Source organism: Alkalihalobacillus pseudalcaliphilus (assembly GCF_028610675.1).
In the GTDB taxonomy this organism is placed as follows: domain Bacteria; phylum Bacillota; class Bacilli; order Bacillales; family Bacillaceae_D; genus Alkalihalobacillus; species Alkalihalobacillus pseudalcaliphilus.
This window is the reverse complement of sequence record NZ_JAQQWS010000010.1, coordinates 108,028-127,289: the sequence shown is the minus strand read 5'-3', so window position 1 is coordinate 127,289 and position 19,262 is coordinate 108,028. Positions and strand designations below refer to the sequence as shown.

Below are 19,262 nucleotides of genomic sequence, written 5' to 3'. Positions count from 1 at the left end.
CCTTGAGCTACTGTTACTACTGCCTTCACAGTTCGGGACTTTCACCCTAGAGCCTGCACCCATGCCGGGCACACCATATAAAATAGCCGCCATTGATGGCGACTATTTTATATTATTTTAAATACAACATTTATTATTTAAAGCAAAACTAGTTTGAAAAAAGGATTAGTTTTTGTATTAACCATTAACTTTTAACTCTATTTTTGTGCTATGGGATATAGATTCCCCATCTTCTTCATCGATTATTTTGAATGGATTATATATTATCTCTTCATCTCTCAATCTTTGGAGCGTTATAAATAAATCACTTGTGTCTTTTTTTACTCCCCCATAAATCAGCTTAACTAATTCTGGGTAAGTAGCACTGCCTTTATCACGTAGAAATTGAATGATTTGGTTTTTAATTGATTTGGTTCTCACTTCTTGTTCTAATCCCTTATATTCATCGATAAAATGCAGGACTAAATCTTTAACATCGTCTTTATTTATTTCATCCTTTTTGAATCCTTCCACAGCTTTAGCTATTGATTCATTAATTTGCTTTTCTACCTTCTTATCTTCTACATGAGAATTACCTTTATAGACATGTTTTCTCATATCAGAAACTGTTTCTTTTACCATACCAAAAGTATCTGTATACATTTTTTCAAATACTTGATCGAGTCTCTTGACATTTGAACCGATATCCTTGGAAGCTGACTCGATTTTATTAGAAGACTCCTTAGACATTTTATAAAAAACTATTGATAATGCTATTGCTAAAATAGCGAGTACTATTGAAACTGTTGAGGCGATAATCGAAAAAACATCAATTCCTTTTAAACTTACCTCATAAACTACTTGCATTTCATTCTCAGTAATGTCCAATTAATAGTCTCCTGTCATTCAGTTGTTTATCAGAATATTATAACACAGGACTTATTTCGTGTTAATCAGAAAATTTAACTTTATAATAAGTTATTCACATATCTACCAATGTTACATATCTAAGAGGGAGTTACATTGACCCTTTTATGAAACCCTGTGCCATTTCAAGCCTAATCATGCTTTCTGATTTGAATGTAACAACTGAATATTTATGTTCTATTCATGGTAAAAGTAAAGTTATTCATACGCTTATTTTGAATTTCCTCATTGCATTATCCATAGCATCTTGGTCCACACCAATATATCTCAACGTTTCAGCTTGGCTCGTATGATTCAGCAACTTTTGTAATAAAGCAATGTCTTTTGTTTGCATGTAGAAATGATAACCAAACGTTTTTCGTAATGTATGACAGCCAATATCGGTTAGTCCGAACTCTTCAGCTGCATCTCTAAGGATTCCATACGCCCTACCTCTTCCGATTGGTTTATTGCTCCCTTTTCTCGATTGGAATAAGTAATCATCTGGATGCATCTCTCTGCAATATCGTTGAAGCTCACGATACAAGTCGGGTGTTAACCTCTGCCTCTTCTGCTTACCAGTTTTGAATTCTCGCAACCGTATAAAGTGACCCGTAACATCTTTCACTCTTAAATTAAGAATATCCTTAATTCTCAAACCAGTATTGATTCCAAGGAAGAAGATCATATAATTACGCTCACTTCCTTTTCGTAGAAACTCAGATATGTTCTCAATTTTTTTGACATCACGAATTGGTTGTACTTCATTCACATATAATCATCCTCCTTGTAAAAAATACTTTCTACTTATAGGTGGCAAACGGGCGACAAAAAAGCTCCACTTAATTTGCAGGTGGAGCTAAAAATAAAGAAGTTGACTTAATAATTCTTATCTTTTGATCACATCTTGTCATGATATTATTGATTGTTCCCTTCTTAACGCCCAATAACCTCGCGGCTTCTGTTCGGCTATAACCTTCACCGCGTACCAATAAAAAAACTTCGCGTTCTCTTTTGGTCAAATTACTAAGTGCTTCATCAATTTTTTGTATTTCTCCTTCAGAGACACCTGAAAAACTCGTCCCGGAATTTGCTTTGTATGATTGCATAATCACAGGGTCAATCGGTTGTTCTAGTTGGTATGCGGCTCTTCTTTCAATCCCTCTTTTCAGACCTGGACGACGGCCTTTCTTCATCCACTCGATAGCATATTCTAAATCACTTATCATTCCTGAGATTATGACTTGATCTTCTTTCTTTGTCGGTGATTTGGATTCTCTGATGAGCTTAAGAGTTGCTTGATATTCCTTTATAAGTTCCTGCATCACTAAATGCCCCCTTTTATTTTTGTCTCCAAGTACCTCGATAACGGTTATAAGTGGGTCTGTTCATCCCCATCAACGCTTCAATTTCTCGTGTAGATAAATCAGGTTGTTTTCTCTGATTCATTTTCTTTTTAGATTTTTTTTGTGTTTTTGCCATGGACATTCACTCCTTTTAGGAAAATAAAAAGAGGACACCGAATAATAATGAAAGTTCATTATTAATTCAGTGCCCTCCGTTCTTCGGTAAGGCTTTATTTAATTGATTTTCCAACAGTTACTGTTTGGTCATGTGGTGTTCTTACGCATTTATTTAGCTTCTGTTACTTCCACTTCTACAAACTCAAAATTTCCCATGATATTTGTATAACCGAAATTGCATATTGCATCTTCACCAAAGTTATCAAAAATCAATTTTTCATATAATTTAAATTCTTCTATTGCCTCTTTTTTATTGTCAAAAATGGTTGCACTGCTTAAGTCTTGTGTTAACCAATCCAATTCTTCCCCGTCTTCATCTAAATAGTAATCACCTAGCATACCTTCTTCTTTTGATTCATCTTTCAATCGTAAAACCCATGCATCTTTTTTCATGTTTGGTCCTCCTTATTTCGCTATTTGGTCAGACTGTGTATTATTAAATAGTTACTTTTTGAAGGTATTCAGTATGAAAAGAGCCACTATACCCTTCTAACATTACAACTGTGTAATCATGATTGGGATGATGTTTAAACTGGTCGGTCTTACATGTCCAAATTGTCCCATCATTTGATTCAGCTTCAATACAAGTGTGCATGACAACTTTATCGCCTTTTTTAAGTGGGTTTACACTCATTTTCAACCTCCATATGCTTTGCTAACTCAAACCAACTCTTCATTGATATAATATCTTTTTCAGTTAAACGAGTTTTTATTTTTTTGTCTTTATCATAGACAGTCAATACAATTTCTTTCTTATCATAATCCATCGTAAATGAAGAAGAATGATCGTTTTCTTTCATTATTGACACTCCTTTATGACACATTTTATGGATACATTTAATTAATCATATTAATTCAACAAGCTTCATCCCCCAACATTCGGCAATGAATTCAGCATCCTTTTTTTCGTAATCCACGAAAATATAAGCATAGTCACGTTCTCTGGTTAGGGTGTAATGAATTCCTATACTTGAATCATTGGCAATATAGTTATAAACAACCTCTGGTAGTTCTCCTTTGACTTTAGAAGGGATTAAGTGACTTGAACGAACAATATATTCCTTCATGAATTAAACCTTTCTTATTGCATTTAATTTGGATACTATTCACTTAATCCCCTTACCTCGAAAAACAACAACAACACTCGGGAAAGGTGCTGAATTTTTACTATCGCCAAATTTCAGCCTTCCTTTGATAAACCGAATCTCGCCCTTCAAACAATATTCATGAAACCACTTGGTATCAGTCCTAGAAGGTAGCAAACAAACAACCGTAGCCCCTTGAAGAGATGATTCATAAGCCTTTTCGATCCAGTAGCCAATTTTTCGACCATAAGGTGGATTCATCCAGCAAGTACCTTCCCACTTTTGGGATAACCCATCATCTTGGGGCGAAAAATACTGTTCGCATTTCTTATCTGCTTCAGTTGCACAAACATCTACATCAAAGCGGAATTCCCTATCTAACTCATTAAAAAATGCCTGGGGAGTTTCCCACTTGTCAGTTGAAGAAGTAAACATCCCTTGATTTAACGACAAACTGATTCAACTCCCTTCTCTAATTTGTTTCCGTTCTGCAATCGTCATTTTAAAGTGATTTAATAATTTTTTAAATTCAATCGCATATTCAATAGCTTTCATTTCGCAAGTTTGGCAACCACATGCAGGGCGATAAACGCCCCATGCATGTACTTCCGTTTTTAATACATGTTTTTTACACGTTTGCATATAAAGGTCACTTCCCCAATGTTTATTTGACCCTTACGCGTTCACTTTTTATGACATCTAATACTTTTCCATCTTTCCAGATGCAAGCATATTCCCCGTGTCCGCTTGTCGGGCCATTAAGAATTGTCACTTTTCCATCACTCACAACGACCAGTTGATTTTGTGTCACATCAATCTCAGCAGTTAATTTTGTTAAATCGACTGCAATAACACTATTAGACATGTCATCGCCTCCCAAGCGTGGTATAATAATCTTGTTGAGAGATATTATGGTCCACTTTCTAAGGAGAGTGGGCTTTTTAAAATAACTTCTTCACCCTTTTTATTGTCTTTCTTTTAACAAAACCGCTGCTAACTCTTTTAGTACCTTTTCCTTGATTAAATGCTTTCGAAATCTCAATTGTTTCCTGAACTACATCCACTAACGTCTTCAATACTCCCATATCAGTAACCCTCCGCAACTCTAACTTTTGAAATGATTGTGAACTGTTCAAATTCATCTTCGACTTCTACCCACTTCATACCTAACTCACCAAATTGATCAATGACACCTTGCAACAAAAAGAGATAGCTATTCAAATCGCGTTTGTAATAAAGAGTGGTAGCTTCTTTTAAAACATACATGTAGTTGCTATAACTATTTAAATCAAAATCAGGTGAATCAAAAGATATTTTTAAAATGGATTGCTTTTCATAATTAAACTCAATTCCGATTGAAAGAGCTAAAGAGAGCACATTCGTGAATAATTTTAAAGGAGCATCATCACCATCACGAATAGCCACAACTAACTTCGTAAAACTCTGACAAAAGCTTGTGATTTTATCCGATGCTTTAAACTCTTTTTGGGTCATAGTTGGTTGGTTTTTCTCTAATTTTCTTTGCATCTCAAAAAGCGACTTTAATTCAACGACTCTTTCTTTTTTCAAAATATCAATCGTTTCTGATACACAATCTAAACATAAGTCGATATTAATGCGTTTTCCTGTAGCTAAATCGGTTGATTTCATCCCCGTGGCTACTAATTTATTTACGTGTCTGTTGCAAGTTGGACATATCATGTAATCACCTTCCGCTCTAAATATTCAATGACTTCAATATCGAAATAAATTTCTGACTCTTTTTGATAAACCTTGATGATGATTGGCTCTTGTAGATCTCGTTTCTCAGCAAGTATCTTAGCAACGGTATCAAAGTCGTTTTCACTTACTCTCCAAGCTGCTACGGCAAGATGCTCCCATAATTCGCAATTATGACTTTGCTCTTTGCAATCGCCTTTATAATTAATTTCTTCAGGCGATTTTGCTTGATCAGGTATGCAGACTTTGAGATAACACCATGGCTCCTGTTGGTTAGATTCCCTCGTCCACTTTGCTCTTGTCTCATCAAAAGTCGGTCTTAACAAGGATAATTGCTCAACCATAAGTCCTTCATCCTCTTATACTTTTTCTTTGCTTTTGGTACATTCGCCATTCTCTAACTAACTCAGTTAAGCTCATATGAACTAAATCTGCATCAACCTTGTCTTTCATCTTAAAAATTAATTGCTGTCTCTTATTCTCGTATGCATCTAATAGCTGCCCCATCCAATCACCCCTCCCCCATTAACATTTGCTCAAATGCTCGATTCTCTTGCTCTGACTCGGCATCACGAACTTTTTCGTTTGGCATGGATACTGGATAAGCCATTTTTCTCACTCTGCTTTCGACCCTCCCCATAGGATACAGGGATGGTCTTGTCAATTCCTCAATGGTTAAATTTGCGGTAAAAATAGTGATGAGCTTGTTATTCATTCGATGATCAAGTAGTTTGGTCATCATGCCCTCTTTCCACTTGTTTTGGTCATTGTTTCTACCACTCGTTTCTTCAACGCCAATGTCATCAAGGATGAGTACTTGTGCGTTTCGGTACATATCCATAACGTTTGCTGTCGAAAATTTAGAACCTGGATTCCACGTGCTCTTGATTTCATCAAACAAGTCTGAAACAGTACTATAAACGGGTACAAGCGCATATTTTTTAAATAAGGCATTGGCTAAAGAAAGTGCCAACCGACTTTTCCCACACCCCTTAGTCGGACTGTGAAAATATAAACCTTTACCATCATTCTTAATGCTCTGAAATTTCACGATGTATTCCCCTACCATTTTCTTAGCGTAGGCAGCCCGTGCACGTTCATCTGGCTGATTGTATTTCGATAGGTCAAAATTATTTACAGTAGCATCTAGGAAAGCTTCGGGAATTCTAGAACTCTTTAAGGTGTTCTCAATTTCTTTTTTTCTTTTCATTGCTTTATTACACAAGCACTCTTCGTAAATGACATGATTGGCTGTAGCTTTTTCTTCTGGTGATAAAAAATGATATAACAAATCTTCTTTATGCATCCAACCTCTACCATCACATAAGTTATGTGGACAATCAGAAGTCGTATTCAGAATCCGGTATCTGTCCATCTTCCCCGACAAGATATTGCTTTTCTGTTCTTCTAACTCCTGCATTTGCTTGGCTAGATGTGGACTTTTCGCCATCAACCTTGCCATTACGTCTTGAATACTGTTCATGCTCTCCCCTCTCCCTCTGTGCATCCTGTCTAGCTATTATCGTGTCATATTGCTCGATTATGTATTTTTCGCAATAGCTAAACGAATGAATCGTAGTCTTACCTTTCCTTTCCAAAAAGAAAGCTTCTAGCAACTGTATTGCTTGTTCTAACGGTACTGCTTTGAGGACTCTAGCAATAGATTGATAGTCAAGAGCTTTTAGCATGACGCCTTTTGCTCGAAGCTCGATGAATCTATTTCCTAATTTGTCCACGTCATCTTCTTTTTTAGTAGTAATAGTAGTAGTAGTAGTAATATCTGGTATTGGTTTGTTCATATTGAACACATCGATCTGTTCATTTTGAACACATGCATCTGTTCGTTCTGAACAGATGGACTGTTCATTTTGAACACATGGACTGTTCACTGATTTTTCTAACTTCGGATAGTTAACTGAATACCATTTTGTCTTGTCGTAACCTTTTTGATTAAAGTTGTCGACAAGTAGCAACTCTTCCTTCTCCAGCTCGCTTATTGCCCTGCGAATGGTACTTATACTCCAAAACGGAAATTCTTCTTGCCACTCTTCGTAAGTCTTATGAAACCAAGTTCTCCCTTTCATCGACTTAGTGGACTTCTGTAACCAATAATGAGCTTGTTGGAGAACTATGGCTTTATTCAGACCAACATTTACAGCCAATGATGGTAAGACAAGTAGTGGATATTCATCTAATAAATATTGTTTTCTCATAGCTACTCCTTACGACTCGCCAAATTTGGAGAGTGCCAATTTTGAATAAAATCAACCGCTGCATCATAATCGGATCTTTTGATATCTCGATAGGATGTAATAAGGAACTTGTCCTTTAAGTCCTGATAAAGTCTTGCAAAATACTTACGCCTTGCCCCAACAGTTATTCTTGGATATAGGCTATGAACAGTCACAGATACTAATTGTTGAATTTCCTTTTGCTCTGCTGCAATTAATGTTGCATCTACTTGTAAACTGAGTAATTTATGCTCATGGTTCCGACTCTCCAAAAAATGGCGAGTCCTATTAAATTCGTTGATATAGCGTTCTTTAAATTCCATTGCTTTCTCGCCCGTATAACCCATAGCAAGCATTGAAAACCCATCAAAAGTTACCGTGAACATGGGCATCAAACGCCCTTGCTTGTTCTTATATTCCGACTCTCCAAAATTGGCGAGTCGGAAACTTTCAGAACATTTTAATGAACGAAAATCTCTCAAAACCTTGTCGTGTCCTTTGTTAAAGGCATGTGCAATGGTTAAAGAATCTGTGACCGCCTTATCGCTACTAACAAAGACCAGGTTGCTTTTGCTTTCTTGTAGTTGCTGCATAAGTTCTAAATCCTCCTTCTGGCTCGTCCTTCTTCTTGCATAAGACAAAACCATTCTTTACTTCTATAAAATCCATTTCAGGATGATTGTGCTTTAAATATGATTGTGCATATCTCGAATGATTGAAAGACTGGTAGATAACAGGTAAAGCGAATTTATGATACATCCAGTCCACTACCTTTCCCACACCAGTTAAAACTGATATAATGTACTTGCTGAGGTACCTTATGCCGTTACTGGTGTGAGGTTCTTTTTTGTTTCCTTCAAAAATCTATTGATATGTTCTGCTTTGATGTTCAGACGTTCAGATGCTTTGTTAATCCCTTTTTCTTTCCCCAAAGCTTTAATGTGCTTATTTACAAAGAAAACTTCTTCATTGGTTAGACTAACTTCTTTGTATTTGATGCTTAAAAGCTCATCTCCCAATTGCATTAATTCAGCCCCTACAGGACACGCTTTACAAACACTTGACTTCTCTTTACGTTCTTTAGCAGGAGCTCTTTGGCACCCTAAGCAATTCGCAAATATTTCATTGATTTTGTTGATTACTTGATAACGTTTCAATTAACTCACTCACCTTTCTTTCTGTATCAGTTGATTCAAAATATACAGTTATGATTTCTGATAAAGAGTTATATTCGTCCATTACTTTTTTACAATCAGCCAACAAATTCGTAGAATCGGAAAATTTAATAGCCATCTGAACATATTGAGTGACATGACGATGATATGAAGCTTCAAGTTCTTTAATTGCAAGATAGGCATCATCATTAAAGCTCAAAGCAAGATAAGCATCACCACCAAGCCAGCGAAATTTATCTACAAGTAATCCAAGTAGCATTTTTCCCTGTTCATCATTCATAACAAACACCTCACATTCAATAGTTTCTTCTTGCAATCATCCCCATTGCCGTCCTGCTACCTATCCAGCGTTTCACCTGACCGTTAAAGCTGAGACCATCCAAACGACTGCATAAGTCAATAACTAACGTTTGAGCGGCTGCTTGCACATCTAACAATTCATCAATCGTTGCTTCAATATGGTCAATTTCACTGTCTGATAAAACTGAAAATGGTTTCGAAAAATTAATCTGTTCCATGTGTTCTTTAGCTTCCTTAATCTGTTGTCGAATCAAGAAGGCTAATGAAGCAGGATGGTGTTCCACTAATGGTCCGTTAAGGTATGGTGTATAGATTCCTCCTGTCGCTAAACTATGAAGCTCCAACGTGAATTCTGCATCGTTTAAGCCTGCACAGTAACTAGGCCAATCCTCTTTTACAATCGCCCTACCACCTGTTTCGTGGTTAGCTACTCGTGACCGTGAATATGAAGTTCTAGTTGCCAGTTCTTGCTGTGTCAAACCTGTGCGTTTTCTACTTTCCGCAATTTGTTCACCTAATGACAATTGATTTCACTCCTTTGTGACACTTATAATATTTAATTGTTTCAAACGAGTTGATAAAGTTAAATTGAGCCATTTTTTTCAAGCCAAGAAAGAAGGAATTTTTTAGTTTCTTCCGCTGGGAAGTACCATTTCTGACCAATCTTAAATTTCGGGAAATCAGGTTCATAGAAGAATGTATTTAAGACTGTGCCCCATGACATACATGTTCTACGAGTTAATTCCTTCGTGTCCCAAAACAACTTTTCTGCATCAATTTCCTTGATCTTCTCTTCAATCTTGTTTAGATACATTGTCTTAACTTCTTGCTCATCAATTTGAACATCAATCATTCTTGATCTTCCTTTCTTGAGAAATAGTCGCTATCCCGTTACATCTATTTTACCAATTTAAGCAATTTCCAATTTGGCTTTACAAATGGGGTTATACTCAATTGAAAAATGTGTATTTTAGAATTTTGAATTTCAAACGATAGCAAACGATATAAAAATTAGTAACGAAATGGAAATTATCTTAAATAGCTTGTCAAGCTTTTTTACTCGACTTATGATTTCTTTGAAAGATATCTCTAGAATCCATATCAAAAAATTTTGAAATCCTTAAAAGTAAATCAGCAGAAGGCGAACGACCATTTTCTAGTTCAACAATAGTTTGTCTTGCAACGCCAATTTGTCGTGCTAGTTCTGCTTGAGTTAAGTTGTAACCATTAGTCTTTCTTAACGTTCTTACACAGTTAGTAATCATAGGTTAGTCACCTCCTTTTGCTTTTCCAACTTCGCGTACTGAGTAGCGCGAAGCTAAAAAAATTTGTTCTTTCTGTACTTTATACAAGTCAGCAATTTGAGTTGCTCTTTCTTTACTGACTTGTCTTTGGCCATTTTCAATCTGAGATAGGTATCCTGCGGAAATCCCCAACTTCTTTGCTGCAGTTTCTAAAGAAAGCTCTAAACTCAACCTTGCAATCTTAGGAGAATTAATCACTATTATCACCTCTTCACTTTGCATAATGCGTTGTTAATTTCAATATTACTATTCAAAACGCAAAGTGTCAACGCATTTCGCAAAGTTTTTTCGGATTTCTTTATTCTTCGCATTTCGCAAAGTATAATTGATGTAGATAAGGTGGGGATTTATGTGGATAAAAAAGAATTTGGAAAACGTTTAAGGATATTAAGAAAAACTAAAACGGACTACACTATGAAAGAGTTTGGGTTAAGATTTAATTTAGCCGAATCAACTATTTCTGGTTACGAAAACGGATCACGTATGCCTGATGCAGGTATCATTAATAAATTCGCTGACTTTTTTGATGTTAATACAGACTACCTTCTTGGTAGAACGGACATTCATAATAATATTGAATCTCAGGAACAACAACTTGATAATAAAATTGAAGAAGCAATGAATGATCCTGATACAGAAATTTTCTTTAAGGATTATCTAAATGCTCCCGAAGAGAAAAAAGCTGAACTTAGAAGATTTTTTAAATACATCATTGAAGACGAAAAAAAAGAAGAATAAAAAGCATACCAATATCATTTGATGTGCTTTTTTATTTTACTCTAATATCAATTTATTCATTATTTTAACTTTACATAACAAACATATGTTCTTATAATTGGATGTAACAACTATGGAAATAGGCGGGTGGAACTATGATTAGTTATCAAAGTACAAAATTAGAAGATACAATCGAAGAACTTTTAACTCGGATTGATGTTACTGCTCCCGATGCATTAGATATGTTTTATATTGCTGAAGCATTAGATATCAAATTGACAACTCTAGCGCTCAGTAGTCAATTAGTAGTGTTTAAGGGAGTTCCTTGTATCAATATTTTCTCCAACCAGTCTGCTGAAGATATGTGGCAAGATTTCGCACATGAAGTCTGCCACTTTTTGACCCAATACGGAAACCAAACCAGCATGCCTGAACTATTTCTAACTTACCAAGAAATGAAGGCAGACAACTTCGCTTTACACTTTTGTATACCAACATTCATGTTAGCTCAAATTGAATTACCAGCTGAACGTTATAGGGCAATTAACCTTGTAGCGAATGAATTTAATGTAACCTATGATTTCGCTAAAAAGCGATTAGAGCATTTTGAACGTCAATTAATTGGTACAGAATTACAAGTTAAAGTTAATTCACAATATAAAGCGACTATGTTATATAGAAAGCAAATGAATTGTGATTACGTGTATGAGAAGGGTAATAAAGCTTATATGATGAATTATAATAAGGGATTAGTCGCAGTCATCGATGGAGGGGAAAGTCATGTCTAAACAAATACCAGTAGTAGGAAAAGGTTATACAAATGGATTCTTTGTAGTTGATTTTCAAGATGAACTTCAATGGGATTCATTTATTGAAATTTCGGATTACCATACTGCCATGTATGCGATTCAGTTAGATGATGATGGATTGTCCGCAATGGGTATTAATGCTGGCGATTACTTGTTATTTCAAAATTATTATTATGAATCAATCCGTGAAAAAATTGTATTAGTGAGGAGTGAAGAAAAGTATATTATCCGATTAGCTACCAATGTAACACCTGATACCTCTGTTTTTACTGTGCCAGACCATATATACCCACCTATGGAGCTTATGAGTGAGAACATACGGATAATAGGCGTTGAAATAGGTTTTATCAAACAACATGATAATTTAAAAATTATAAATTTCAGTGATTTCTAATTAATGAGAAGAAAGCAGGTTGAGCGATGGCCACAATTAGAAAGCTTAAAAGTAATAATTGGCAAGCTAGGGTATCACACGAAGGCAAGGAGTTTTCAATAGGTACCTTCAAGAAAAAGAAAGAAGCCGAACTTGCTGCAGGTAAAGTGGAAGAAAGGCTCTATTATGGTTTGACTTTAAATGATAGGAATATGTTATTTGAGGACGTTGTTAATGACTGGCTCAATAATTATAAGAAGAATAACCTTAAAGACATAACATTTGAGCATTATGAATCAACAGTAAGGTTGCATATTATCCCTGATTTCAAAAGCCGCAAGATCGTACAAATTAAAAGAACAGATATAAATAATTGGCTGAACAAATATGCACAATTGAAAGACAAAGACGGCAATGATAAATACTCGGCAGGTTCAAGATTAAGATACTTATCCATTATGAAAAGTATCTTTCATTATGCAGTACATCATCTAGAAGTATTAGAAAAGAATCCTTGCGATAAATTAAGAATACCTATAAAAGATAGTACTGAAATTAGAAAAGATGTGAAGTACTATTCCTTGACCGAACTGAATCAATTATTAGACTATATGGACAAGTTTAAACATCAACGATTTAATGAGTACAAAATATACTATATGCTCATGTATTTTTTAAGTCAGACTGGATTGAGAATAAGCGAAGCATTAGCTTTACAATGGTCCGACATTAAAGGAAATATGTTGAACGTAGATAAACAAACATCCCGCGACAAAAACAATAATTTGATCATAACATCATTAAAGAATACATCAAGCTACCGTACTATAAAATTAGATCAATCAATTTTAAAAGAGCTTAAGAAGTTTAAACTTTTACAATTGGAAATGGCTTTAAAATACTCCACTTTCAAAAAAAATGACTATGACATAATATTTCAGAATGGCCTTGGGAATTATATGATATCTTCCACGGTTCGTGATAGCATACGATCTTATTCTAAACAAGCTAAGGTTCCATATAAGGGGACGCACGGATTTAGACATACACATGCTGTTCTTTTATTAGAGTCCGGTGCAAGCGTTGTGTATGTATCAAAACGATTAGGCCACAAAACAATAAAAACAACTTCTGATACGTACCTCGATATAACTGAAAAAATCGAAGAAGACGAACTACAAAAGTTCGCCTCCTACACAAAAAGATGATCCGAATCGGATCGAAATCGGATCATCTTTTTTATTCTTCTTTTTATAACTACTGAAAACCTTACAGAATAAGGGGTTTTAGCTTTTAACCAATCGAACCTTCCATTTCGAATTTGATTAAGCGATTCATCTCAACCGCATATTCCATCGGTAATTCTTTCGTAAATGGCTCAATGAAGCCCATAACGATCATTTCAACTGCTTCTTGCTCTGAAATTCCGCGGCTCATTAAGTAGAATAATTGGTCTTCAGAAACTTTCGATACCGTTGCTTCGTGCTCAAGAGCAATATTGTTGTTGAGGATTTCGTTGTAAGGAATTGTATCTGATGTAGACTCATTATCCATAATCAACGTATCACACTCAATTTTAGACTTAGAGCCTTGTGAACGACGTCCAAAGTGACAGATTCCACGATATGTTACCTTACCACCCTGCTTCGCGATCGATTTAGATACGATTGTTGAAGAACAGTTTGGTGCTAGATGATGAATTTTCGCTCCAGCATCTTGGTGTTGCCCTTTCCCTGCAATCGCAATGGAAAGAACTGTTCCTTTTGCACCTTCACCACGTAAAATAACAGCTGGGTATTTCATCGTTAATTTAGAACCAATGTTACCATCTACCCATTCCATTGTTGCACCAGCGTCTGCAACCGCACGTTTTGTTACTAAGTTAAAGACGTTTGGTGCCCAGTTTTGAATAGTTGTGTAACGACAGTACGCGTCTTTCTTTACGATAATTTCTACCACTGCTGAGTGAAGAGAATTCGTCGTATAAACAGGTGCCGTACAGCCCTCCACATAGTGAACAGAGCTATCTTCATCCGCAATGATTAACGTACGCTCGAATTGACCCATGTTTTCAGAGTTAATACGGAAGTACGCTTGTAAAGGTGTATCCGTCTTAACACCTTTTGGTACATAAACGAATGAACCACCAGACCATACTGCCGAGTTAAGTGCAGCGAACTTATTATCAGATGGTGGGATAATCGAACCAAAATGCTCCTTAAAGATCTCTTCATGCTCTTTAAGTGCTGTATCCGTATCTGTGAATAGGACCCCAAGTTCCGTAAGCTCTTCTTTCATGTTGTGGTAAACCACTTCTGATTCATATTGAGCCGAAACCCCAGCAAGATACTTTTGCTCAGCCTCTGGAATCCCTAATTTATCAAATGTGTTTTTAATTTCTTCAGGTACTTCATCCCAAGACTTCTCAGATTTCTCAGATGGTTTTACGTAGTACGTAATATCATCAAAGTTTAACTCTGATAAGTCTCCACCCCATTGTGGCATTGGCATGTTGTAGAACATCTCTAAAGATTTCAAACGGAAGTCAAGCATCCATTGTGGTTCTTCTTTCATTCGTGAAATCTCTTCGACAATCTCCTTCGTCAAACCACGCTTCGAACGGAAAATCGATACATCACGATCCGAAAAACCATATTTGTATTCACCGATATCAGGCATTTTTTTCGCCATCGGAAACCCTCCTTAAAATTTAGTTACCAGTCTCTTCATTTAACCCTTTTTCCATTGCTTTCCAAGCTAAGGTTGCACATTTAATTCGTGCTGGGAACTTTGCGACACCTTGTAAAGCCTCAATATCACCGAGGTCATACTTATCTTCATCATATTCTTTGCCTAACATAATATTAGAAAAGATTTGTGATAATTCAATGGCTTCGTCCTTTTTTAACCCTTTAATCGCTTGGGTCATCATGGATGCTGAGGATAGACTAATGGAGCAGCCCTCTCCTACAAATTTTGCATCAACGACCTCATCATTTTCAACCTTTAATTGCAACTGAATTCGATCTCCACAAGTTGGGTTATTCATATTAACCGTTAACGTTTCATCCTCAAACTCGCCGCGGTTACGAGGATTTTTATAATGATCCATAATCACTTGGCGATATAATGTATCTAGATTATTAAAAGACATCTCCAAAGTACTCCTTTGTTTTGACTAATCCAGTCACGAGTCGGTCCACATCTTCTTTTGTATTGTACAAATAAAAGCTTGCTCGGGCCGTCGCTGTTACATTTAACCATTTCATTAATGGTTGAGCACAATGGTGACCAGCACGGACAGCAATACCATCTGCATCTAGCACGGTCGCAACGTCATGTGGGTGTACATCATCCAAATTAAAGGTAACAACACCAGCACGATGCTTCGGACCATAAATAGAAATGCCATCAATCTCCGAAAGTTGCTCCAGTGCATATGTTGCTAAATCATGTTCATGTTTCTCAATATTTTCAAGCCCAACTTCTTGCAAGAAATCAATCGCTGCTCCAAGTCCAATTGCACCAGCAATGATCGGTGTGCCTCCTTCAAATTTCCAAGGAAGCTCCTTCCATGTTGACTCATATAATCCAACGAAATCAATCATCTCGCCACCAAACTCAACCGGTTCCATTTTCTCAAGCAGCTCTTTCTTTCCAAAAAGAACACCAATCCCAGTAGGAGCTAGCATTTTATGTCCAGAAAATGCGAAGAAATCACAGTTAAGCTCTTGAACATCAATTTTTACATGTGGTGCACTTTGAGCACCATCGACAACCATAACTGCACCATGACGATGAGCTATTTCTGCCACTTCCTTAATAGGATTAATGGTCCCAAGTACATTAGAGACATGCATCATCGTTACGATTTTTGTTTTATCTGTAATGGTTTCTTCTGCATCTTGTAAATCTATTGTACCATCTTCCTGCAAAGGAATATATTTTAATGTCGCACCAGTTGCCTTAGCTAATTGTTGCCAAGGGATAATATTTGAATGATGCTCCATTGGAGTCAATACAATTTCATCTCCCTCAGAAACATTAGCAGCACCATAGCTTTGAGCGATAACATTTAAAGCCGTTGTCGTGCCTCGAAGGAAAATAATTTCCTCCGTAGAATTGGCCCCAATAAAAGAGCGTACCTTGTCTCTAGCTCCTTCATAACCATCAGTTGCGAGCGTGCCTAACGTATGGACACCTCGATGGACATTTGAATTATAGCGACGATAGTAATCCTCCACTTTCTCAATAACTGCTAAAGGCTTTTGAGAAGTGGCAGCACTATCTAAATAAACAAGGTCGTTTCCATTGACTTGCTGATTGAGAATTGGAAACTGCTTTCTTAGCTCAACAGCATTCATTACTTAACTTTCCTTTCGATTGCTTCACGTAAACGTTCTTTTACAGAAGCAATCGGTAACTCTTCAACAACAGGAGCTAAGAAACCATGAATCACTAGACGCTCTGCTTCTTTACGAGGAATACCACGGCTCATTAAATAGAACATTTGAATCGGATCGATACGGCCAACAGAAGCTGCATGGCCAGCAGTTACATCATCTTCATCAATTAGAAGAATAGGGTTCGCATCACCACGAGCTTTTTCACTTAGCATTAACACACGTTCTGTTTGTTCAGCGTTTGATTTTGTAGCACCGTGTTCAATCTTACCGATACCATTAAAAATCATTGTCGCATTATCAAGCATAACGCCATGCTTTAAAATTTGCCCATCAGAATGTTTACCATGATGGATAATTGAAGTTGTAAAGTTCTGCTTTTGGCTACCCGTTCCAACTGATACCGTTTTAGCATCTCCAGTCGAACCTTCTCCAATTAAATGTGTTGTATTTTCAGAAACCGTATTACCGTTATTCATTTGACCAAGTGCCCACTCAACACGAGCATTACGACCGTTTACATGAGCACGACGGACTACATATGTCGTTACATCTTCCGATAAATGATCAACGGCACCAAATGAAACTTTAGCTCCATCTTCTGCATATACTTCAGTAATAACATTCACTACGGCTTTCTTTACATCTGGTGATACATAGTTCTCTACATACGTAACAGAGCTATTTGCTTCAGCCACAACGATTACATGGTTGAATAATCCACCATTTTCACTATTTAATGAATACACAGCTTGAAGTGGTACTTCTACTTGTACATTCTTAGGAACGTAAACAAATAGTCCACCGTTCATAAGTGCAGCATGTAAAGCCGTTAATTTATTTTCATTAATGTGTACGGCTTCTCCAAACAAGAATTTTTCCACTAAATCACTGTGCTCTACTAAAGCTGTTTGGATGTCAGTGAAAATGACACCTTGGTTGTTTATATCTTCATTTACTTTGGAGAAAATAGTTTGTCCGTCTTGTTGAACAATGACATTTTCACTAGAAGCATCAACCAAATGACTAAGTTCACCAGAAAGTCCATCAAATGAAGAAACAGCTTCTTGTTTTGATAGCTCACGAGTAAATTCTGTGAAATTCCATTTCGCAATTTTTGTTTTATCTGGCTTAGGTAATTCTAAAGAATCAATTAGCTCTAAACCTTGTAAACGGATGTCCTGAAACCACTTTGGCTCTTTGCGTTCATCCGAGAATGCTTGAATTTGTTCTTTTCCGAACGTTAACGTCGTCTCGATTGACATAAAATTACTCACCCTTTACTGTTTCATTTCCGATATTGATTAAACCAAGCTTATCGAACAACCCTCCTTGTTATTTAGAAGGGAGAAGATATTAAGAATTTACAGTCTCGTCTTCGATTCCTAACTCTTCTTTAATCCAGTCATAACCTTCCGCCTCTAAACGTTGTGCTAATTCTGGACCACCGGATTTCACGATGCGTCCTTGCATCATAACATGTACATAATCAGGTGTAATATAGTTTAATAAACGTTGGTAGTGAGTAATGATTAGCGAACCGAATTCTGGCCCACGCATAGCGTTTACTCCTGTAGATACAATCTTTAATGCATCGATATCTAGACCTGAGTCAATTTCATCTAGAATGGCAATTTTGGGTTCTAACATTAATAACTGAAGAATTTCATTACGTTTCTTTTCTCCACCAGAGAAACCTTCATTTAAATAACGTTGAGACATCTCATTATCCATATCTAAAACGTCCATTTTCTCGTCTAACTTACGGATAAATTTCATTAGTGAAATCTCATCGCCTTCTTCACGTTGAGCATTAATGGCAGAACGTAAAAAGTCAGCATTTGTAATACCGCTAATTTCAGAAGGGTATTGCATAGCTAAGAAAAGACCAGCTTGTGCACGCTCATCTACTTCCATCTCTAATACATCTTCACCGTCCATATGAATAGAACCGCTCGTAATTTCATATTTTGGATGACCCATAATGGCAGATGCTAATGTTGATTTACCTGTTCCGTTAGGTCCCATAATGGCATGGATTTCTCCGCCTTTAATTTCTAGACTGAAATCTTTTAAGATTTCTTTTCCTTCTATTGACACGTATAAGTTCTCGATTTTTAAAAATGGTGCTGTCATGACTATACCTCCGTTTAATCGCGTCTTCGCGTACATTTTTAGAATTGAACTATTATCAATCTATTATCATTCCAATCTTATAACAAATTTAATCTGAATTCAAGTTAAGAACAATTGGAAAACCATGCTAAGATTTCACAGGTAAAGTTGATAACAGCCTTCATTCATCGTATTTCCTTATCTCTCATTCATTTACACATTCACAAAAAGCTATACAACTCATTACCAAAATATTCCCTAAAAAAAATCAATAAGAACATGGTAATTGAGAATATCGGCTTTTCCAAACGAAAGAAACAGAGTGTATTCACTCTGCTTCTTTCTATTTTATGCTTGAAGCCTATTACTTGTCTAGCGAATAGGCTATTTTTTTCGTCATTTCATACTCTTTTTCGCGTCTTTTTTCTACTTTCAGACGATTTTCTAAGCTATTGTTATATTCCGCGTAACTCATCCCATGTGATTGCTGCATTCCTTTTTCCATCTCTGGTGAATGTTGCTTACTTTGCGGTTGAATAATAAATCAATCCTTTCGTTATTTGACAATTACGATCGTACCATTAGTAAGAAGATCTGACAAAAGTGACCTGATACGATCCTAC

At 36.3% G+C, this 19,262-nt stretch carries 34 protein-coding genes; 4 read left to right on the top strand and 30 right to left on the bottom strand.

Features of this window, described 5'->3' with window-relative positions; translation table 11 throughout:
• Nucleotides 1-177: 177 nt before the first annotated feature.
• The 24 genes from PQ479_RS17565 to PQ479_RS17450 all read right to left on the bottom strand — a co-directional run bounded on the left by PQ479_RS17565 (nt 178) and on the right by PQ479_RS17450 (nt 10,417).
• The gene (locus PQ479_RS17565) at nt 178-867 is read right to left on the bottom strand and encodes a hypothetical protein (protein ID WP_047987330.1); all 690 of its coding nucleotides are present in this window, start codon (nt 865-867) and stop codon (nt 178-180) included.
• Nucleotides 868-1,108: 241 nt separating this feature from the next.
• Entirely contained in the window at nt 1,109-1,657 is a 549-nt protein-coding gene (locus PQ479_RS17560; RefSeq protein ID WP_047987329.1) for a site-specific integrase, read from the bottom strand.
• A gap of 70 nt (nt 1,658-1,727) precedes the next feature.
• The gene (locus PQ479_RS17555; protein ID WP_047987328.1) at nt 1,728-2,210 is read right to left on the bottom strand and encodes a sigma factor-like helix-turn-helix DNA-binding protein; all 483 of its coding nucleotides are present in this window, start codon (nt 2,208-2,210) and stop codon (nt 1,728-1,730) included.
• A gap of 16 nt (nt 2,211-2,226) precedes the next feature.
• The gene (locus PQ479_RS17550; protein ID WP_273717124.1) at nt 2,227-2,367 is read right to left on the bottom strand and encodes a hypothetical protein; all 141 of its coding nucleotides are present in this window, start codon (nt 2,365-2,367) and stop codon (nt 2,227-2,229) included.
• Between the two features lie 149 nt (nt 2,368-2,516).
• Entirely contained in the window at nt 2,517-2,801 is a 285-nt protein-coding gene (locus tag PQ479_RS17545) for a hypothetical protein (RefSeq protein ID WP_047987327.1), read from the bottom strand.
• Between the two features lie 43 nt (nt 2,802-2,844).
• Nucleotides 2,845-3,042 carry a hypothetical protein gene (locus PQ479_RS17540; RefSeq protein ID WP_047987326.1) on the bottom strand — a complete coding sequence of 66 codons (198 nt, stop codon included), beginning with the start codon at nt 3,040-3,042 and terminating at the stop codon, nt 2,845-2,847.
• Nucleotides 3,023-3,208, bottom strand: a complete 186-nt coding sequence (locus tag PQ479_RS17535; protein WP_047987325.1) for a hypothetical protein — start codon at nt 3,206-3,208, stop codon at nt 3,023-3,025. Before PQ479_RS17535 ends, PQ479_RS17540 begins: the two co-directional genes overlap by 20 nt.
• A 45-nt stretch (nt 3,209-3,253) precedes the next feature.
• Nucleotides 3,254-3,475 (bottom strand): hypothetical protein, encoded by a 222-nt coding sequence (locus PQ479_RS17530; protein ID WP_047987324.1) that lies wholly within the window; start codon nt 3,473-3,475, stop codon nt 3,254-3,256.
• A gap of 39 nt (nt 3,476-3,514) precedes the next feature.
• Entirely contained in the window at nt 3,515-3,946 is a 432-nt protein-coding gene (locus tag PQ479_RS17525) for a DNA N-6-adenine-methyltransferase (protein ID WP_273717123.1), read from the bottom strand.
• 6 nt (nt 3,947-3,952) lie between these two features.
• Nucleotides 3,953-4,135 carry a hypothetical protein gene (locus PQ479_RS17520; RefSeq protein ID WP_047987323.1) on the bottom strand — a complete coding sequence of 61 codons (183 nt, stop codon included), beginning with the start codon at nt 4,133-4,135 and terminating at the stop codon, nt 3,953-3,955.
• A gap of 22 nt (nt 4,136-4,157) precedes the next feature.
• Nucleotides 4,158-4,358, bottom strand: a complete 201-nt coding sequence (locus PQ479_RS17515) for a DUF3954 domain-containing protein (protein ID WP_069187700.1) — start codon at nt 4,356-4,358, stop codon at nt 4,158-4,160.
• Nucleotides 4,359-4,434: 76 nt separating this feature from the next.
• A complete protein-coding gene (locus tag PQ479_RS17510; protein ID WP_273717122.1) occupies nt 4,435-4,578 on the bottom strand; it encodes a hypothetical protein in 144 nt (47 codons plus the stop codon).
• A 1-nt stretch (nt 4,579) separates the two neighbouring features.
• Entirely contained in the window at nt 4,580-5,143 is a 564-nt protein-coding gene (locus tag PQ479_RS17505; RefSeq protein WP_273717121.1) for a hypothetical protein, read from the bottom strand.
• 47 nt (nt 5,144-5,190) lie between these two features.
• Nucleotides 5,191-5,556 carry a hypothetical protein gene (locus PQ479_RS17500; RefSeq protein ID WP_047987321.1) on the bottom strand — a complete coding sequence of 122 codons (366 nt, stop codon included), beginning with the start codon at nt 5,554-5,556 and terminating at the stop codon, nt 5,191-5,193.
• Between the two features lie 7 nt (nt 5,557-5,563).
• On the bottom strand, nt 5,564-5,719 hold the full coding sequence (locus PQ479_RS17495) for a hypothetical protein (RefSeq protein ID WP_273717120.1): 156 nt from the start codon (nt 5,717-5,719) through the stop codon (nt 5,564-5,566).
• Between the two features lie 4 nt (nt 5,720-5,723).
• Complete coding sequence (locus PQ479_RS17490; RefSeq protein ID WP_475652157.1) at nt 5,724-6,281, bottom strand: AAA family ATPase; 558 nt, start codon at nt 6,279-6,281, stop codon at nt 5,724-5,726.
• 271 nt (nt 6,282-6,552) lie between these two features.
• Nucleotides 6,553-7,425: a hypothetical protein gene (locus PQ479_RS17485; protein ID WP_053070296.1), complete on the bottom strand. Its 873-nt coding sequence runs from the start codon at nt 7,423-7,425 to the stop codon at nt 6,553-6,555.
• Between the two features lie 2 nt (nt 7,426-7,427).
• A complete protein-coding gene (locus tag PQ479_RS17480) occupies nt 7,428-8,036 on the bottom strand; it encodes a Rha family transcriptional regulator (RefSeq protein ID WP_047987319.1) in 609 nt (202 codons plus the stop codon).
• Between the two features lie 225 nt (nt 8,037-8,261).
• Nucleotides 8,262-8,600 carry a hypothetical protein gene (locus tag PQ479_RS17475; protein WP_047987318.1) on the bottom strand — a complete coding sequence of 113 codons (339 nt, stop codon included), beginning with the start codon at nt 8,598-8,600 and terminating at the stop codon, nt 8,262-8,264.
• Nucleotides 8,566-8,898 carry a hypothetical protein gene (locus tag PQ479_RS17470; protein WP_273717119.1) on the bottom strand — a complete coding sequence of 111 codons (333 nt, stop codon included), beginning with the start codon at nt 8,896-8,898 and terminating at the stop codon, nt 8,566-8,568. Before PQ479_RS17470 ends, PQ479_RS17475 begins: the two co-directional genes overlap by 35 nt.
• A 16-nt stretch (nt 8,899-8,914) precedes the next feature.
• Entirely contained in the window at nt 8,915-9,442 is a 528-nt protein-coding gene (locus tag PQ479_RS17465) for a helix-turn-helix domain-containing protein (protein ID WP_047987316.1), read from the bottom strand.
• Between the two features lie 59 nt (nt 9,443-9,501).
• Nucleotides 9,502-9,771: a group-specific protein gene (locus tag PQ479_RS17460; protein ID WP_047987315.1), complete on the bottom strand. Its 270-nt coding sequence runs from the start codon at nt 9,769-9,771 to the stop codon at nt 9,502-9,504.
• Between the two features lie 193 nt (nt 9,772-9,964).
• Complete coding sequence (locus tag PQ479_RS17455) at nt 9,965-10,183, bottom strand: helix-turn-helix transcriptional regulator (RefSeq protein ID WP_047987314.1); 219 nt, start codon at nt 10,181-10,183, stop codon at nt 9,965-9,967.
• Between the two features lie 3 nt (nt 10,184-10,186).
• Nucleotides 10,187-10,417, bottom strand: a complete 231-nt coding sequence (locus tag PQ479_RS17450; RefSeq protein ID WP_273717125.1) for a helix-turn-helix domain-containing protein — start codon at nt 10,415-10,417, stop codon at nt 10,187-10,189.
• A 156-nt stretch (nt 10,418-10,573) separates the two neighbouring features.
• On the opposite strand from PQ479_RS17450, the gene PQ479_RS17445 reads away from it, so the two are divergent.
• The 4 genes from PQ479_RS17445 to PQ479_RS17430 all read left to right on the top strand — a co-directional run bounded on the left by PQ479_RS17445 (nt 10,574) and on the right by PQ479_RS17430 (nt 13,329).
• A complete protein-coding gene (locus PQ479_RS17445; protein WP_273717118.1) occupies nt 10,574-10,960 on the top strand; it encodes a helix-turn-helix domain-containing protein in 387 nt (128 codons plus the stop codon).
• A 134-nt stretch (nt 10,961-11,094) separates the two neighbouring features.
• On the top strand, nt 11,095-11,727 hold the full coding sequence (locus PQ479_RS17440; protein WP_053070295.1) for an ImmA/IrrE family metallo-endopeptidase: 633 nt from the start codon (nt 11,095-11,097) through the stop codon (nt 11,725-11,727).
• On the top strand, nt 11,720-12,142 hold the full coding sequence (locus tag PQ479_RS17435; RefSeq protein ID WP_047987312.1) for a hypothetical protein: 423 nt from the start codon (nt 11,720-11,722) through the stop codon (nt 12,140-12,142). The genes PQ479_RS17440 and PQ479_RS17435 overlap by 8 nt, the downstream gene beginning before the upstream one ends.
• A gap of 26 nt (nt 12,143-12,168) precedes the next feature.
• Nucleotides 12,169-13,329: a tyrosine-type recombinase/integrase gene (locus tag PQ479_RS17430; protein WP_047987311.1), complete on the top strand. Its 1,161-nt coding sequence runs from the start codon at nt 12,169-12,171 to the stop codon at nt 13,327-13,329.
• A gap of 85 nt (nt 13,330-13,414) precedes the next feature.
• Here the strand turns inward: PQ479_RS17430 and sufB are convergent, their stop codons facing one another.
• From sufB to PQ479_RS17400, 6 genes are all read right to left on the bottom strand, one after another.
• Nucleotides 13,415-14,812: a Fe-S cluster assembly protein SufB gene (gene sufB, locus PQ479_RS17425; RefSeq protein WP_047987310.1), complete on the bottom strand. Its 1,398-nt coding sequence runs from the start codon at nt 14,810-14,812 to the stop codon at nt 13,415-13,417.
• A 19-nt stretch (nt 14,813-14,831) separates the two neighbouring features.
• On the bottom strand, nt 14,832-15,275 hold the full coding sequence (sufU, locus tag PQ479_RS17420; protein WP_047987309.1) for a Fe-S cluster assembly sulfur transfer protein SufU: 444 nt from the start codon (nt 15,273-15,275) through the stop codon (nt 14,832-14,834).
• Nucleotides 15,265-16,485, bottom strand: a complete 1,221-nt coding sequence (locus tag PQ479_RS17415) for a cysteine desulfurase (RefSeq protein WP_047987308.1) — start codon at nt 16,483-16,485, stop codon at nt 15,265-15,267. Before PQ479_RS17415 ends, sufU begins: the two co-directional genes overlap by 11 nt.
• A complete protein-coding gene (sufD, locus tag PQ479_RS17410) occupies nt 16,485-17,789 on the bottom strand; it encodes a Fe-S cluster assembly protein SufD (protein ID WP_047987307.1) in 1,305 nt (434 codons plus the stop codon). Before sufD ends, PQ479_RS17415 begins: the two co-directional genes overlap by 1 nt.
• A gap of 91 nt (nt 17,790-17,880) precedes the next feature.
• Nucleotides 17,881-18,660, bottom strand: coding sequence for a Fe-S cluster assembly ATPase SufC (sufC, locus tag PQ479_RS17405; protein WP_047987306.1), 780 nt, complete (start codon nt 18,658-18,660; stop codon nt 17,881-17,883).
• A gap of 343 nt (nt 18,661-19,003) precedes the next feature.
• Nucleotides 19,004-19,132: a YuzK family famiily protein gene (locus PQ479_RS17400; RefSeq protein WP_273717127.1), complete on the bottom strand. Its 129-nt coding sequence runs from the start codon at nt 19,130-19,132 to the stop codon at nt 19,004-19,006.
• Nucleotides 19,133-19,262: the final 130 nt, after the last annotated feature.

Excerpts from the sequence above, each read along its gene's own strand:
- PQ479_RS17535 (WP_047987325.1), bottom strand. The coding sequence starts at position 3,208 with ATGAAAGAAAACGATCATTCTTCTTCATTTACGATGGATTATGATAAG.
- PQ479_RS17520 (WP_047987323.1), bottom strand. The coding sequence starts at position 4,135 with ATGCAAACGTGTAAAAAACATGTATTAAAAACGGAAGTACATGCATGG.
- PQ479_RS17415 (WP_047987308.1), bottom strand. The coding sequence starts at position 16,485 with ATGAATGCTGTTGAGCTAAGAAAGCAGTTTCCAATTCTCAATCAGCAA.
- PQ479_RS17545 (WP_047987327.1), bottom strand. The coding sequence starts at position 2,801 with ATGAAAAAAGATGCATGGGTTTTACGATTGAAAGATGAATCAAAAGAA.
- PQ479_RS17510 (WP_273717122.1), bottom strand. The coding sequence starts at position 4,578 with ATGGGAGTATTGAAGACGTTAGTGGATGTAGTTCAGGAAACAATTGAG.
- PQ479_RS17490 (WP_475652157.1), bottom strand. The coding sequence starts at position 6,281 with ATGGTAGGGGAATACATCGTGAAATTTCAGAGCATTAAGAATGATGGT.
- sufU (WP_047987309.1), bottom strand. The coding sequence starts at position 15,275 with ATGTCTTTTAATAATCTAGATACATTATATCGCCAAGTGATTATGGAT.
- PQ479_RS17480 (WP_047987319.1), bottom strand. The coding sequence starts at position 8,036 with ATGCAGCAACTACAAGAAAGCAAAAGCAACCTGGTCTTTGTTAGTAGC.
- PQ479_RS17460 (WP_047987315.1), bottom strand. The coding sequence starts at position 9,771 with ATGATTGATGTTCAAATTGATGAGCAAGAAGTTAAGACAATGTATCTA.
- PQ479_RS17505 (WP_273717121.1), bottom strand. The coding sequence starts at position 5,143 with ATGAAATCAACCGATTTAGCTACAGGAAAACGCATTAATATCGACTTA.
- PQ479_RS17440 (WP_053070295.1), top strand. The coding sequence starts at position 11,095 with ATGATTAGTTATCAAAGTACAAAATTAGAAGATACAATCGAAGAACTT.
- PQ479_RS17435 (WP_047987312.1), top strand. The coding sequence starts at position 11,720 with ATGTCTAAACAAATACCAGTAGTAGGAAAAGGTTATACAAATGGATTC.
- PQ479_RS17485 (WP_053070296.1), bottom strand. The coding sequence starts at position 7,425 with ATGAGAAAACAATATTTATTAGATGAATATCCACTACTTGTCTTACCA.
- PQ479_RS17495 (WP_273717120.1), bottom strand. The coding sequence starts at position 5,719 with ATGGGGCAGCTATTAGATGCATACGAGAATAAGAGACAGCAATTAATT.
- sufB (WP_047987310.1), bottom strand. The coding sequence starts at position 14,812 with ATGGCGAAAAAAATGCCTGATATCGGTGAATACAAATATGGTTTTTCG.
- PQ479_RS17470 (WP_273717119.1), bottom strand. The coding sequence starts at position 8,898 with ATGAATGATGAACAGGGAAAAATGCTACTTGGATTACTTGTAGATAAA.
- PQ479_RS17400 (WP_273717127.1), bottom strand. The coding sequence starts at position 19,132 with ATGCAGCAATCACATGGGATGAGTTACGCGGAATATAACAATAGCTTA.
- sufC (WP_047987306.1), bottom strand. The coding sequence starts at position 18,660 with ATGACAGCACCATTTTTAAAAATCGAGAACTTATACGTGTCAATAGAA.
- sufD (WP_047987307.1), bottom strand. The coding sequence starts at position 17,789 with ATGTCAATCGAGACGACGTTAACGTTCGGAAAAGAACAAATTCAAGCA.
- PQ479_RS17500 (WP_047987321.1), bottom strand. The coding sequence starts at position 5,556 with ATGGTTGAGCAATTATCCTTGTTAAGACCGACTTTTGATGAGACAAGA.
- PQ479_RS17555 (WP_047987328.1), bottom strand. The coding sequence starts at position 2,210 with ATGCAGGAACTTATAAAGGAATATCAAGCAACTCTTAAGCTCATCAGA.
- PQ479_RS17430 (WP_047987311.1), top strand. The coding sequence starts at position 12,169 with ATGGCCACAATTAGAAAGCTTAAAAGTAATAATTGGCAAGCTAGGGTA.
- PQ479_RS17455 (WP_047987314.1), bottom strand. The coding sequence starts at position 10,183 with ATGATTACTAACTGTGTAAGAACGTTAAGAAAGACTAATGGTTACAAC.
- PQ479_RS17530 (WP_047987324.1), bottom strand. The coding sequence starts at position 3,475 with ATGAAGGAATATATTGTTCGTTCAAGTCACTTAATCCCTTCTAAAGTC.
- PQ479_RS17515 (WP_069187700.1), bottom strand. The coding sequence starts at position 4,358 with ATGTCTAATAGTGTTATTGCAGTCGATTTAACAAAATTAACTGCTGAG.
- PQ479_RS17540 (WP_047987326.1), bottom strand. The coding sequence starts at position 3,042 with ATGAGTGTAAACCCACTTAAAAAAGGCGATAAAGTTGTCATGCACACT.
- PQ479_RS17550 (WP_273717124.1), bottom strand. The coding sequence starts at position 2,367 with ATGGCAAAAACACAAAAAAAATCTAAAAAGAAAATGAATCAGAGAAAA.